Origin of the sequence: Pelomonas candidula, from assembly GCF_043555985.1 — a bacterium.
GTDB classification, from domain to species: domain Bacteria; phylum Pseudomonadota; class Gammaproteobacteria; order Burkholderiales; family Burkholderiaceae_C; genus Pelomonas; species Pelomonas candidula.
Window position 1 is genome coordinate 183,264 of sequence record NZ_JBIGIC010000010.1, and the last position, 13,669, is coordinate 196,932.

Annotated in this window: 13 protein-coding genes; 11 read left to right on the forward strand and 2 right to left on the reverse strand. The window is 65.0% G+C overall.

Going from position 1 to position 13,669, the window contains the following annotated elements; translation table 11 throughout:
- Window positions 1–90: 90 nt before the first annotated feature.
- The 5 genes from ACG04R_RS19705 to ACG04R_RS19725 all read left to right on the forward strand — a co-directional run bounded on the left by ACG04R_RS19705 (window position 91) and on the right by ACG04R_RS19725 (window position 5,375).
- Complete coding sequence (locus ACG04R_RS19705; protein WP_394415006.1) at window positions 91–1,248, forward strand: porin; 1,158 nt, start codon at window positions 91–93, stop codon at window positions 1,246–1,248.
- A gap of 179 nt (window positions 1,249–1,427) precedes the next feature.
- Entirely contained in the window at window positions 1,428–2,405 is a 978-nt protein-coding gene (locus tag ACG04R_RS19710) for an ABC transporter permease (protein ID WP_394414755.1), read from the forward strand.
- A 3-nt stretch (window positions 2,406–2,408) separates the two neighbouring features.
- Window positions 2,409–3,335, forward strand: a complete 927-nt coding sequence (locus tag ACG04R_RS19715; protein WP_394414757.1) for an ABC transporter permease — start codon at window positions 2,409–2,411, stop codon at window positions 3,333–3,335.
- Entirely contained in the window at window positions 3,332–4,306 is a 975-nt protein-coding gene (locus ACG04R_RS19720) for an ABC transporter ATP-binding protein (protein WP_394414759.1), read from the forward strand. Before ACG04R_RS19715 ends, ACG04R_RS19720 begins: the two co-directional genes overlap by 4 nt.
- A 73-nt stretch (window positions 4,307–4,379) precedes the next feature.
- Window positions 4,380–5,375: an ABC transporter ATP-binding protein gene (locus ACG04R_RS19725; RefSeq protein ID WP_394414762.1), complete on the forward strand. Its 996-nt coding sequence runs from the start codon at window positions 4,380–4,382 to the stop codon at window positions 5,373–5,375.
- Here the strand turns inward: ACG04R_RS19725 and lptM are convergent.
- Window positions 5,372–5,521 (reverse strand): LPS translocon maturation chaperone LptM, encoded by a 150-nt coding sequence (gene lptM / locus ACG04R_RS19730; RefSeq protein WP_394414765.1) that lies wholly within the window; start codon window positions 5,519–5,521, stop codon window positions 5,372–5,374. The two genes, ACG04R_RS19725 and lptM, sit on opposite strands and share 4 nt — an antisense overlap.
- A gap of 11 nt (window positions 5,522–5,532) precedes the next feature.
- Here lptM and cyaY point away from each other — a divergent pair, with 11 nt between their 5' ends.
- A complete protein-coding gene (gene cyaY, locus ACG04R_RS19735) occupies window positions 5,533–5,865 on the forward strand; it encodes an iron donor protein CyaY (protein ID WP_394414768.1) in 333 nt (110 codons plus the stop codon).
- A gap of 6 nt (window positions 5,866–5,871) precedes the next feature.
- On the opposite strand, the gene ACG04R_RS19740 is transcribed toward cyaY, so the two are convergent.
- Window positions 5,872–8,271 carry a penicillin-binding protein 1A gene (locus tag ACG04R_RS19740; RefSeq protein WP_394414771.1) on the reverse strand — a complete coding sequence of 800 codons (2,400 nt, stop codon included), beginning with the start codon at window positions 8,269–8,271 and terminating at the stop codon, window positions 5,872–5,874.
- Between the two features lie 286 nt (window positions 8,272–8,557).
- Here ACG04R_RS19740 and ACG04R_RS19745 point away from each other — a divergent pair, with 286 nt between their 5' ends.
- From ACG04R_RS19745 to ACG04R_RS19765, 5 genes are read left to right on the forward strand one after another with little or no spacing between them, the layout of a single operon-like run.
- Window positions 8,558–9,637 carry a pilus assembly protein PilM gene (locus tag ACG04R_RS19745; RefSeq protein WP_394414774.1) on the forward strand — a complete coding sequence of 360 codons (1,080 nt, stop codon included), beginning with the start codon at window positions 8,558–8,560 and terminating at the stop codon, window positions 9,635–9,637.
- Window positions 9,634–10,239 carry a PilN domain-containing protein gene (locus ACG04R_RS19750; RefSeq protein WP_394414777.1) on the forward strand — a complete coding sequence of 202 codons (606 nt, stop codon included), beginning with the start codon at window positions 9,634–9,636 and terminating at the stop codon, window positions 10,237–10,239. The genes ACG04R_RS19745 and ACG04R_RS19750 overlap by 4 nt, the downstream gene beginning before the upstream one ends.
- 17 nt (window positions 10,240–10,256) lie before the next feature.
- Entirely contained in the window at window positions 10,257–10,937 is a 681-nt protein-coding gene (locus ACG04R_RS19755; protein WP_394414780.1) for a type IV pilus inner membrane component PilO, read from the forward strand.
- Window positions 10,934–11,458: a pilus assembly protein PilP gene (locus tag ACG04R_RS19760; RefSeq protein ID WP_394414783.1), complete on the forward strand. Its 525-nt coding sequence runs from the start codon at window positions 10,934–10,936 to the stop codon at window positions 11,456–11,458. Before ACG04R_RS19755 ends, ACG04R_RS19760 begins: the two co-directional genes overlap by 4 nt.
- Window positions 11,455–13,653, forward strand: coding sequence for a type IV pilus secretin PilQ (locus ACG04R_RS19765; RefSeq protein WP_394414785.1), 2,199 nt, complete (start codon window positions 11,455–11,457; stop codon window positions 13,651–13,653). Before ACG04R_RS19760 ends, ACG04R_RS19765 begins: the two co-directional genes overlap by 4 nt.
- Window positions 13,654–13,669 lie beyond the last annotated feature (16 nt).

Sequence of the window (13,669 nt, forward strand, 5' to 3'; positions counted from 1 at the left end):
CTGTGGATGGCGAACAACAGATCATGCGTATTGGCGCAATGCTTCGTTGAGAATCACTCGGCTAACTCTTATTCGCAGGAGACAACCTTGATGAAAAAAGCGTCATTGGCCGTTGCCGTTCTGGCCGCCAGCACCTCTGCTGCCTGGGCTCAGTCCAGTGTGACCCTGTATGGCATCGTCGATGCCGCTGTGCGTTACACCTCGAATGCCAACCCGGGTACGTCTACCAAGACGATGGTTCCGGGCGGCATGTCGCAGAGCCGTCTGGGTGTGAACGTCACCGAGGACATGGGTGGCGGGCTCAAGGCGCTCGTGAATATGGAGCATCGCTTCGCGTCCGATACCGGTGCCGTCGCGTCGGCGACCGACTTCTGGCGCCAGGCCTGGGTTGGCCTGCAGTCCAACGATTTCGGCCAGGTTCGTCTGGGCCGTCAGTACAACATCCTGTTCGACGTCTACACGTCGACCTTCGCGTCGTTCCGCTATTCGCCCTATATCGAGGCCTACAAGCCCGAAATCGGCATGGCGATGGCGGCCCGTCAGGACAATATGGTCAAGTACCTGGCTCAGTTCGGCAACATCTACGCCGAAGTGCAGGTCAGCGCGGGTGAAGGCCAATCTGGTGCCGCTGCCGCGCTGCCCAACAAGACGGCGGGTCTCCTGGTTCGCTACAACGATGGCACCTTTGGTGCCGGCGGCGCGTTCCTGCAGGCCACCGAGCAGACTGGCAAGAAGATCAAGGCGACCGTGCTGGGTGTGTCGTACACGGACGGTCCGCTGTATGTCCACGCCTCCTGGGGTCAGAACAAGTACGACGCCGTTACCGACTTGCTTTCGTCTGGGACCTCGGCCACGAGCCCGTTCGCTATCGCACTGACCACTCGCGGTGCCTATACGAGCGGTCTGCTGGGCGCGAGCATCTTCAACAACAATTCGGCCGACATCAACAAGCGCACGATGTACATGTTCGGTGCGACCTACCAGCTGACGCCGCAGTTCAATATCGGTGCGAATGCCTGGCTGACGAAGCAGACGCACTTCGGTCTGACAGGTGTGCCCGGTTTCTCCACGACCCCTGGTTCTTCGTCCAAGGCCGATTTCTACGCTGCCGTGGCGGACTACGCGTTCTCCAAGCGTACCGATGCCTACCTGGAAGTCGACTACACCAAGACCGACGGTGCCGTGGCATTCCTGAACGGCGCGACCAAGCGCGCCGGTACGATGGTTGGCCTGCGTCACCGCTTCTGATCGACAGGGTGGGCCTCCGGTCCATCCTCTCACCCCAGACGGGCCGCTCAGCGGCCCGTTTTCATTTCGGGCACCGCTCTTGCTGGTCTAGGGGCTTCTCCGGGAGTCTCCAACCCTTGGCCTTCGCCATGATCGCGCCTTCCCTCGGTGCTGCATCGGGCAAAGCCTTCTGAATCTTCATGCTGGTTTTCATCCTTCGCCGATTGGTCCAGGCGGTCGTGGTCATGCTGTCGGTGGCGTTCATCGCCTTCATGCTGTTCCAGTACGTCGGTGATCCGGTCAATAACCTGCTCGGCCAGGATGCGACGGAGGAGCAGCGCGTCGCGCTGCGCAAGGATCTCGGTCTGGACCAACCCTTCCCGGTGCAGTTCGCGCGCTTTGCAGCCAACGCGATGCGGGGCGAGTTCGGCATCAGCCTGCGCCAAGGGCGCAAGGTGTCTACCCTCATCGTCGAGCGCTTCCCCGCCACGTTGGAACTGGCCCTGGTGGCCGGTTTCATCGCGCTGGTGTTCGGTATCCCGCTGGGGGTCTACGCAGCATTGCGGCGCGGCAGGGCGAGCGCGCAGTTGTTGATGACAGGAACGCTATTCGGCGTGAGCCTGCCCAACTTTGTCATTGGCCAGGCGCTGATCTGGATATTCGCCGTCGAGTTCAAGTGGCTGCCCAGCTTTGGTCGTGGCGATGTCGTGGCTTTGGGTGCGTGGACGTCGGGCCTGCTGACGCGCGACGGGCTGTTGCATCTGGTACTGCCCGCCATCACGTTGTCGGCTTTTCAACTGACGCTGATCATGCGCCTCGTGCGCGCAGAGATGCTGGAGGTGCTGCGCACCGACTACATCCGATTCGCCCGGGCCCGCGGGTTGACGGATCGCAGCGTCTACTTCGGCCACGCGCTGAAGAACACGCTGGTGCCGGTCATCACGATCACCGGCTTGCAACTCGGCTCGCTGATCGCCTTCGCGATCATCACGGAGCAGGTGTTCCAGTGGCCCGGCATGGGCCTGCTCTTCATCCAGGCCGTGCAGTTCGCCGACATTCCCGTCATGGCGGCCTACCTGTGCCTGATCTCGCTGATCTTCGTCGTCATCAACCTCGGCGTTGACCTGCTCTATTTCGCCGTCGACCCGCGCCTGCGCGTTGAAGGCAAGGCGCATTGAACGATGTCTGTAGAAGGCAAACCTTCCACGCTGCGCGCGTTCTTCGACAGCGATGTGTGGCACTCATTCATCGCCTCGCCGGCTGCGGTCGGGGCGGCCATCGTCGCGCTGGTTTTCGTCGTCTGTGCGTTGTTTGCGGAATCTTTGGCGCCGCACAACCCTTTCGACCTTGCGACCCTGGAACTGATGGATTCCCTGAAGCCTCCGGTCTGGCTGGGTGGCGGCGAGTCGAAGTACCTTCTGGGCACCGACGGCCAGGGGCGCGACATCCTGTCCGCGCTGATGTATGGCACGCGAATTTCGCTGCTGGTCGGCATCGTGTCGGTGCTGTTGTCACTCGTCATCGGCGTTGGCCTCGGTCTGCTTGCAGGCTTTGTCGGGGGACGCACGGATGCGCTCATCATGCGGATTTGCGACGTGATGCTTTCTTTTCCTTCCATCCTCGTCGCGTTGATGATCAGTGGCGTGGGGCGCAGCCTCTTTCCCAACGCGCCTGAAATGCTGACCTTCGCCGTGCTCGTATTGGCAATTGCGCTGACGGGTTGGGTGCAGTACGCGCGCACGGTGCGAGGTTCGACACTGGTGGAGCGCAACAAGGAATACGTGCAGGCTGCACGTGTCATTGGCGTCGGTTCGCAGCGCATCCTGCGCCGTCACGTGCTTCCCAATGTTCTGGGGCCTGTGCTGGTGTTGGCGACCATTCAGATCGCTGCGGCGATCATTGCCGAGGCAACGCTTTCTTTCCTTGGGGTCGGCGTGCCGCCGACGAACCCCTCATTGGGCACGTTGGTGCGCAACGGCGGTGACTATCTGTTCTCTGGCGAGTGGTGGATCTTCGCCTGGCCCAGTCTGACGCTGGTGCTCATCACGCTGAGCGTGAACCTGCTGGGTGACTGGCTGCGCGACGCGCTCAACCCTCGCCTGAGATGACTGCACCGTTGCTCGAAGTCAGCCACCTGCGGGTGGAGTTCCCGACCCGCCGCGGCACGCTGCTGGCGCTGGACGACATCTCCTTCTCCATCGCGCCGGGGGAGATCCTCGGCGTCGTCGGCGAGTCCGGTGCCGGCAAGTCGCTGACGGGCGCGGCCATCATCGGCCTGCTGGACCCGCCGGGCCGCATCGCCGCCGGCGAGATCAGGCTGGCGGGCCGGCGCATCGACAACCTGCCTTACGAACAGATGCGCCGCGTGCGTGGCCGCGAGATCGGCGCCGTGTTCCAGGACCCGCTGACGTCGCTGAACCCGCTGTACACGGTGGGCCAGCAGTTGGTCGAGACCATCGTGACGCACCTCGACCTGACGGCCGCGCAGGCGCGCGCCCGGGCCATCGAGCTGCTGGCATCCACCGGCATCCCGGCGCCCGAGGCGCGCGTGGACCAGTACCCGCACCAGTTCTCCGGCGGCATGCGCCAGCGCGTTGTCATCGCGCTGGCGCTGGCGGCCAGCCCGAAGCTCATCGTCGCCGACGAACCGACCACGGCGCTGGACGTGTCCATCCAGGCGCAGATCATTGCGCTGCTGAAGAAGGTCTGCCGGGAGCAGGGGGCGGCCGTCATGCTGGTCACGCACGACATGGGCGTCATCGCCGAGACCTGCGACCGCGTCGCCGTCATGTACGCCGGACGCATCGCCGAGATCGGCCCGGTGGCCGACGTCATCCACCGCCCGGCCCATCCCTACACGGTCGGTTTGATGGGCTCCATACCGGCCATGGACGAGGACCGCGAGCGGCTGCTGCAGATCGACGGTGCGATGCCGCGGCTGAACGCCATCCCTCCCGGTTGTGCGTTCAACCCGCGCTGCCCGCGAGTGGTGGACCGGTGCCGCATCGACCGGCCCGAGTTGGTCGAAGTCGGTGCGACGAATGCGGCCTGCTGGCGGCCGGTGGAGGTGGCGCGATGAGCGCAACGCAGGGCCGCCCCAAGCAAGCTTGCTCCCGCCTGGCGGGACAGGCCGTAGGCCGAAGGGTGCAGCCATGAGCCGGCCGCTCGTCGAGGTGCACGACCTCGCCAAGATATTCGATGTGTCACCGCCGTGGCTGAACCGCGTCGTCGAGCGCAAGCCCAGGGCCTTCGTGCATGCCGTGGACGGCGTGTCGTTCACCATCGAGCGCGGCACGACGCTGGCGCTGGTGGGCGAAAGCGGCTGCGGCAAGAGCACGGTCGCGCGGCTGCTCGTGGGCTTGCACGGCGCGACGCGGGGCGCGGTGAGCTTCGATGGCCAGGACATCGCCAAGACGCTGGCTGGCAGTGGTGCGGCCACGCTGCGCCGGCGCATGCAGATGATCTTCCAGGACCCGTACGCGTCGCTGAACCCGCGCTGGAAGGTGCTGGACATCGTCGCCGAGCCGCTGCGCGAGCACGGACTCGTGAAGGGCGACGCTCAGGCGCGCCAGCGAGTCGGTGAATTGCTGAGTTCGGTGGGTCTGAACTCGGCTGACGCCGAGAAATTCCCGCACCAGTTCTCCGGAGGCCAGCGGCAGCGGATCTCCATCGCACGCGCGTTGGCGACCCATCCGGAGTTCCTCGTCTGCGACGAGCCAACCTCGGCGCTGGACGTGTCCGTGCAGGCCCAGGTTCTCAACATCATGAAGGACCTGCAGCGCCAGCAAGGGCTGACGTATCTGTTCATCTCGCACAACCTTGCCGTCGTGCGCCACGTGGCCGATCAGGTCGGCGTCATGTACCTGGGTCGTCTCGTTGAAGTGGCGCCCAAGGCGGAGCTGTTCGCACGCCCGCGGCATCCGTACACGCGCATGCTGCTGGACGCGATTCCCGATATCCGCATGACCGGTCGCGCGCGCACGCCGGTGCAGGGTGAGGTACCCAACCCGCTGAATCCGCCCAGCGGCTGCAGCTTCCACCCGCGCTGCCCGCTGGCCAGCGAGCGCTGCAAGGCCGAGCGGCCGGCGCTGCTGGAGATCCAGGGCGTGCGCGTGGCCTGCCACGCGGTGGAGGAGGGGCGGGACTAGCGTGCGGGCGCCGAGGCCGGCGCGGACGCCGTCGTGGCCGGCTGGGGCAGCGTCAGCGGGCCCTTCTGGCCGCAACCCGCAAGCGCGGTAAGGGTGATCGCGAGAGCGACGAGGCGCCCACCTACACTGACGGCAGTTCTCTTCATTGCCGCAGTTTATGTCCCTGTCCGACGCCGAATACCACACCAAGGCCCACGTGCTGCTCGCCCGCATCGAGGCGCAGGTCGACGCCTGGCTCGAGGACGACGTGGTCGACATCGACACCCACCGCACTGGCGGCCTGCTGGAGCTGACCATGCCCGGCGGCAGCAAGATCGTGCTGAACACGCAGCCGCCGCTGCAGGAGATCTGGCTGGCAGCGCGCTCGGGTGGCTACCACTTCAAGTGGAACGGCTCGCAGTGGGTGGACCGCGAAGGCCAGGAGCTTCTCGCGCGGCTGTCGCGTAGCGCCAGCGAGCAGGCCGGCCAGTCGCTGGCGTTCAGCGCCTGATCTGCATCAGCGCTTGAAGAGGTCCAGGATGGACTTCTTCTCGTCCTCGGTCGCCGCTGGCGGCGCGTTCGGCTCGTTGGCCAGTTCGCGTACGCCGGTGGTGCCGGAATACTCCTCGTAGAACCACTCGCCGTTCACGTTGATGACGCCTTCGGGCGGCGTCATTTCGTCCACCGGCTTGTTCTTCAGCGCGAACTGCATGTACTCGATCCAGACCGGCAGGCTCAGACCGCCACCGGTCTCGCGGTCGCCCAGCTTGCGCGGCTGGTCGTAGCCGATCCAGACGATGGCGACGAGATCCTTCTGGTAGCCGGCGAACCAGGCGTCCATGGAGTCGTTGGTCGTGCCGGTCTTGCCGTAGATGTCGGGGCGCTTCAACGTGGCCTGCGCGCGCGCCGCCGTGCCGCTGCGTGTGACCTCCTGCAGCAGGCTGCTCATCATGAAGGCGTTGCGCGGCTCGATGGCGCGGGCGTCGTCGGCCAGCGTGACGGGCAGGGCCTCGTAGAGCGAGCGGCCCTGGCTGTCGGTGATGCGGGCGATGAGTTGCGGGTTGACGCGGAAGCCGCCGTTGGCGAACACCGCGTACGCCTGCGCCATCTGCATCGGCGTGACGGAGCCGGCGCCCAGCGCCATCGTCAGGTAGGCCGGGTGCTTCTCGGCGTCGAAGCCGAAGCGCGTGATCCAGTCCTGCGCGTACTTCACGCCGATGGAGTGCAGCACGCGGATGGACACCATGTTCTTGGACTTGGCCAGCGCGGTGCGCAGCGGCATCGGGCCCTCGAACTTGCCGTCGTAGTTCTTCGGCTCCCACGGCTGGCTGCCGGTCGTGCCGGCGTCGAAGAACAGCGGCGCGTCATTGACGATCGTGGCGGGCGTGAAACCCTTCTCCAGCGCCGCCGAGTAGATGAAAGGCTTGAAGCTGGAGCCCGGCTGGCGCCAAGCCTGGGTCACGTGGTTGAACTTGTTCTTGTTGTAGTCGAAGCCGCCCACCATCGCGCGCACCTGGCCGTTGTGCGGGTCCAGCGAGATGAAGGCCCCTTCGACCTCGGGCAACTGAGTGATGACCCACTCGTTGCCGTCCTTCTGCTTCGGTCCCTTGACGACGCGGATGACGGCGCCGCGGCGGATGCGGGTCTTGGGGTTGCCCTTGTCGGACAGCCCGGACGTGGCGGGCTTGAGGCCGTCGCCCGTGATCGTGATCGCGTCGCCGCTCTGCAGCACGGCGCTGACCTTCTTCGGGTCGGCGTCCAGCACGACGGCGGCCAGCAACTCGTCGTTGGCCGGGTGGTCCGCCAGCGCCTCGGCAATGCGCGCGTCCAGCGCCTTGGCGTCGCTTGGCAGGTCGGCGTAGGCCTCGGGGCCGCGGTAGACCTGGCGCTTCTCGTAGTCGAGGATGCCGCGGCGCAGTGCGCGGTAGGCCGTGTTCTGCTCGGCGCTGTTCAGCGTCAGGTAGACGTTGAGGCCGCGCGAGTAGGACTCGTCGCCGTACTGGTTGAAGATCAGCTGGCGGGCGGCTTCGGCGACGAACTCGGCGTGCGAGACCGATTCCTGGATGGGGCGGACGCGCAGCTTCTCGGCCTTGGCGGCATCGCGCTCTTCCTCGGTGATGTAGCCCGTCTCGTACATCCGCTCGATGATGTACTGCTGGCGGATGGTGGCGCGCTTGGGGTTGTTGATTGGGTTGTAGGCCGACGGTGCCTTGGGCAGGCCGGCCAGCATCGCGGCCTCGGCCACGCTGATCTTGTCCAGGGTCTTGCCGAAATAGACCTCGCTGGCCGCCGCGAAGCCATGCGCGCGGTGGCCCAGGAAGATCTGGTTCATGTAGATCTCGAGGATCTTCTCCTTGGACAGCGCCGATTCGATCTTCAGGGCGAGCAGGATCTCATAGATCTTGCGCGTGAAGGTCTTCTCGGTGGACAGGTAGAAGTTGCGAGCCACCTGCATCGTGATCGTCGACGCGCCCTGGCTGCGCGACTCGCCGACGTTGGCCAGCCCCGCGCGGATGATGCCCAGGTAGTCCACGCCGCCGTGCTGGTAGAAGCGCGCGTCCTCGATGGCCAGCACGGCGTCCTGCATGACCTTGGGGATCTGCTGGATCGGCAGGTAGCTGCGCCGCTCCTCGCCGAACTCGCCCAGCAGCACGCCATCGCTGGACAGCACGCGCATCGGCAGCTTGGGGCGGTAGTCGGTCAGGCCGCTGATGTCGGGCAGGTTGGGGTAGGCCAGCGCCAGCCCCAGGCCCAACAGCAGTGCTACCGCGGTGGCGCCGCCGGCCAGCAGGCCGAAGGCCCACAGCGCCAGACGGCCAACGCGGGCGCCGAGCGTGGCGGATCGACGTGAAGCGGGAGGGGAGCCGGCGGCTGCGGTAGACGGATTGGGCGCAGCGGGTCGAGACTTGTCGTTCATGTGCCGGCGAAGCACGCCCGCAGGCGCGTGAGGAGGAGGCGAATGATTATAGGAAGCGGCATCCGCCCGCCCGGCATACCAGTCCTACCCCCAAAATCGTGTGGCAAACGACCGCTTCCCAGGTGTTTTGCAGGAGCTTGCAAGCTCGGCCAATCGTGTATGTTTAGCAACGTGGCGTTACCAGCTCGCGCCGGATTTGCGTTCGGTGTCAAAGGCTTTGCTGCTAGCATTCAAGTAACTTATTAATAGTCCGATACGTAACTCTGCGCATCGGCGACAAAAGGGCATGGGAATACTTGACGCACTGTTGGGTCGCAAGCACCCCCCCCTGATTGGCCTGGATATCAGTTCTTCCAGCGTCAAGCTGGTGGAGCTGAGTCAGACCAAGAGCGGCGAATTCGTGCTGGAGCGTTTTGCCAGCGAGCCCTTCGAGAAGGGCTGGATCGCTGACGGTCAGATCGAGAAATTCGACGAAGTGGCGGACGCCGTGCGTCGCGTCGTGGCACGCAGTGGCAGCAAGACCCGCGACGCCGCCTTGGCCATGCCGCAATCGGCCGTCATCACGAAGAAGATCATGCTGCCGGCCGGCCTGCGCGAGGAAGAGCTCGAGCTGCAGGTCGAGGCCGAGGCCAACCAGTACATCCCTTTCTCGCTGGACGAGGTGAGCCTGGATTTCTGCGTCATCGGCCCGAGCCCGACATCGGTGGGTGACGTCGAGGTGCTGATCGCCGCCTCTCGCAAGGACCGTGTGCAGGACCGTCAGGGCTTGGCGGAAGCAGCGGGCCTTCGCCCGGTCGTGCTGGACATCGAGTCGCACGCGTCGCGCATGGCCATGGGGCGGCTCGTCGCCGCGCTGCCCAACGAGGGCAAGGATGCGCTGGTAGCGCTGTTCGAGATCGGTGCCGATACGACCAGCCTCAAGGTGCTGCGCGACGACGAACTGCTCTACGACCGCGATCAATCCTTCGGCGGTTCGCAGCTGACGCAACTCATTTCGCGCCAGTACGGATTCTCCTTTGAGGAGGCCGAGCAGAAGAAGCTGTCCAACGACCTGCCCGATGACTACGAGACCAGCGTGCTCAACCCCTTTGTCGACAGTCTGTCGCAGGAAATCGGCCGCGCGCTGCAGTATTTCTTCACCAGCACGCCGCACCACAAGGTGCATTACGTGATGCTGGCCGGTGGCACCGCAACGCTGCCCGGGCTCAAGGAGCGCGTGACCGACCTGACGGGCTTTGCCTGCATGGTGGTCAACCCGTTCGAGAACATGGGCCTGGCGTCGACGGTGCGCGAATCCAAGCTGCAGCGTGAGGCGCCGTCTTACCTGACCGCCTGCGGCCTCGCGATGCGGAGGTTCTTCCAGTGATCCTGATCAACCTGCTGCCTTACCGCGAGGAAAGGCGCAAGCGGCGCAAGGCCGCGTTCTTCGCCGGCATGGGGCTGGCCGGTCTCGTCGGGGCCGGCATTGTTGTTGCGGTCTTCCTGTTGTTGCAGGTGCTGACGCAGGAGCAGCAGTCGCGCAACCAGTACATCCAGGGCCAGATCACGCAGCTTGAGACGCAGATCAAGGACATCGCCAACCTGAAAGCCGAGATCGAGTCGCTGAAGTCGCGCCAGCGCGCCGTCGAGGACTTGCAGACCGACCGAAACACGCCGGTGCAGTTGTTGAATGACGTCGCTCGGCTGGCGCCTGAGGGGATCTACCTGACGGCCATTCGCCAGGCCGACAAGGTGGTCACGATCAACGGCATCGCTCAGACCAATGAGCGCGTCTCCGAATTCCTGCGCAATGTGTCGCGTGGATCGGAGTGGCTGGAGAAGCCCGATCTCATCGAGGTGAAGCTCGCCAACGTCAGTGCCGCCAACTCGCGCGATCCGCGCCGGTTGCTCGACTTCTCGATGAAGGTTTCGATCAAGGCGCCCCCGCGCGATCCTGCGTCGGGTGCATCCGCCCCCAAGAAGGGCTGATCGATATGGCTGCCTCTATGCCCAAGATCGACCTGAACGCCTGGTTTGCGGACGTTTCCGCCCAGTTCCAGGGCCTCAATCCCAAGGAGCCCGGCCAGTGGCCGCTCGCGCCCAAGCTGGCTGCTGGGTTCGCCGTGATGGTGGCCGTCATCGGCGCCGGCTACTTCTTCTGGCTGTCCGATGTGCAGTCGGGCCTCGAAGCCGAGCGTAATCGTGAGCCCCAGCTGCGCGACGACTTCCACAACAAGCTCGCCCAGGCCGTCAACCTGCCTGAACTGCGCAAGCAGAAAAGCCAGGTCGAGGAGTACGTGACCCAGCTCGAGAAGCAGTTGCCCGGCAAGGCCGAGATCGACTCGCTGCTGTCCGACATCAGCAGCGCCGGTGTCGGCCGTGGCCTGCAGTTCGAGTTGTTCCGTCCGGGACAGGTGCTGGTCAAGGACTACTACGCCGAGCTGCCGATCGCCGTGCGTGTGTCCGGCCGCTATCACGACATCGGTGCCTTTGCAGCCGATGTGTCCAACCTGTCGCGCATCGTCACGCTGCACAACCTCGTCGTCGTCGCTCCCACCGGTGCGCAGGCGGGTTCGAACGGCTTGCTCAGCATGGAGGCGACGGCGCGCACCTATCGCTATCTGGACCCGGCGGAAGTGGCCGAGCAGAAGAAGGCCGCGACCAAGGCAACGGGGGGCAAGAAATGAGGCGCCAGCTGATGTGCGTCGCCTTGCTGATGGCCCTGGCAGGCTGCAGCGGTGACATCGACGAACTGCGCCAGTGGATGGAGCAGCAGCGCAAGGAGGCCAAGCCTTCCGTCACGCCGCTGCTGCCGCCCAAGAAGTTCCTGCCCCAGCCCTACGAATCCGCCGCCGGCGTGGACCCCTTCAGCACGCAGAAGCTGACTGTCGCCATCCGCCAGGAGGCCGCGCAGCCCAATTCGCTGCTGACGGCCGAGATCAAGCGGCGCAAGGAGCCACTGGAAGCCTATCCGCTGGACAACATGGCCATGGTTGGCAGCCTCACGCGTGACAACCAGCGCTATGCGCTGCTCCGCGTCGACAACCTGCTTTATCAGGTCAAGGTCGGGGAACACCTGGGCCAGAACTTCGGCAGCATCACCAAGATCACCGAAACCGAGATCACGTTGCGAGAGATCGTCCAGGACGCTGCGGGCGAATACATCGAACGCACCAGTACCCTCCAGCTACAGGAGAAGGGACGATGAAGACACTCCAGGAGAACAAGTCGATGGGCCGTAGCTGGTTGTTGGGGGTCGCCATCGCGCTGTTGAGCGCGCCTGCGGCCTGGGCGCAGACCCAGATCCGGGCGATCAATACCAGCCAGCAGGCCGGTGTGGACGTCGTGCGCATCGAACTGAGCGAGCCACTGGCCGCCGTGCCGACGGGCTTCACGGTCCAGACGCCGCCGCGCATCGCGATCGACCTGCCCGGCGTCGTCAACGGCATCGGCCGCAACGTCGTCGACATCAACCAGGGCAATCTGCGCTCGGCCAATGTGGCCCAGGCCGGCGAGCGCTCGCGCATCGTGTTGAACCTGCGCCAGGCATCCAGCTACAGCGCCAAGCTGGAGGGCAACGCCCTCGTGCTGGTGCTCGGCAACACGATGCAGGCGGCGCCCCAGTCGCCCAGCGAGCCGGTGCACTTCGCGCAGAGCCAGAACGCTGCGCCGCAGGCGCTGCGCGACATCGACTTCCGTCGCGGTGCCGACGGCGCCGGCCGCGTCATCGTCAATCTGCCGAGCAGCCAGGTCGGTGTCGACATCCAGCAGCAGGGCCAAAGCCTCGTGGTCGAGTTCCTGCGCTCCAGCCTGCCGGAGAACCTGCGTCGCAAGATCGACGTGACGGACTTCGGCACGCCGGTGCAACTGATCACGACGACGCAGGTGGGTGATCGCGTGCGCATGGTCGTCGACCCCAAAGGCAACTGGGAGCACAGTGCCTACCAGAGCGACAACCAGTTCGTGCTCGAGGTTCGCTCGCAGAAGATCGACCCGAACAAGCTGACTCAGGGCCCGGGCTACGCGGGTGACAAGCTGTCGCTGAACTTCCAGAACATCGAAGTCCGCGCACTGTTGCAAGTCATCGCCGACTTCACGAACTTCAACGTCGTCACCAGCGACACCGTGACCGGCAACGTCACGCTGCGCCTGAAGGACGTGCCCTGGGACCAGGCGCTGGACATCATCATGCAGGCCAAGGGCCTGGGTCTCAAGAAGTCCGGCAACGTGCTGTGGATCGCACCCAAGGACGAACTGGCCACGAAGGAAAAACTCGACCTCGAAGCCAAGGCGGCCATCGCCCAACTGGAGCCGGTGCGCACCCAGTCCTTCCAGCTCAACTATGTGAAGGCCGAGGAAGTTGCCAAGGGCATCAGCGGCCAGAGCATCGGCACCAGTAGTGGCGGTGGCAGTGGCAGCTCCAGTTCCAGCAGCAGTGGCGGTTCCAACACCGGGATGCGCATCCTGTCGCCGCGCGGCAGCGTCATCTCCGAGTCGCGCACCAACCAGCTCTTCGTGTCGGACATCCCGAGCAAGCTCGAAGAGATCCAGGCCATGATCGCCAAGATCGACGTGCCGGTGCGTCAGGTGCTGATCGAGGCGCGCATCGTCGAGGCTGACGACAAGTTCGGCCGTTCCCTCGGCGTCAAGCTGGGCGCGAACGACCTGCGCGGCACGCAAGGCGGCATCCCCGGCTACAACGTCGGTGGCAGCAACTACGTGACGATCGGTGGCAACTACAACGGTGTGGGCTCGCAGACGAACCAGGGCGCGACGGCGGCCTACAGCAACACGCAGTTCGTCAACCTGGCTGCCAACACGTCCTCTGACGCCTTCAGTGGCGCCTCGGCGGCGACGGTGGCCCTGTCGCTCTTCAGCGCGACGGCCAACCGGTTCCTGAATCTGGAACTGTCGGCGCTGGAATCCGATGGCAAGGGTAAGGTGGTGTCCAGCCCGCGCATCATCACCGCGGACCAGGTCAAGGCTGTCATCGAGCAGGGCGAGGAACTGCCCTACCAGGTCGCCACGTCCAGCGGTGCGACGTCCATCGCCTTCCGCAAGGCCAACCTCAAGCTCGAGGTGACGCCGCAGATCACGCCCGAGGGCAGCGTCATCCTGAACGTGGACGTCAACAAGGACAGCCGCGGTACGCTGACGTCCCAGGGCTATGCCATCAACACCAAGCACGCGCAGACTCAGGTGCTGGTGGAGAACGGCGGCACGGTCGTTATCGGCGGCATCTACACGCAGGACGAAGGCGAGACCGTCAACAAGGTGCCGGTGCTGGGAGATGTTCCCTACCTCGGCGCCCTGTTCAGGAACAAGACACGCACGTCGTCCAAGACCGAGCTCTTGATCTTCCTGACGCCCAAGGTGGTCAGCGAGCGGTCCGTCGTGCACTGACGCACCAAGACATTCA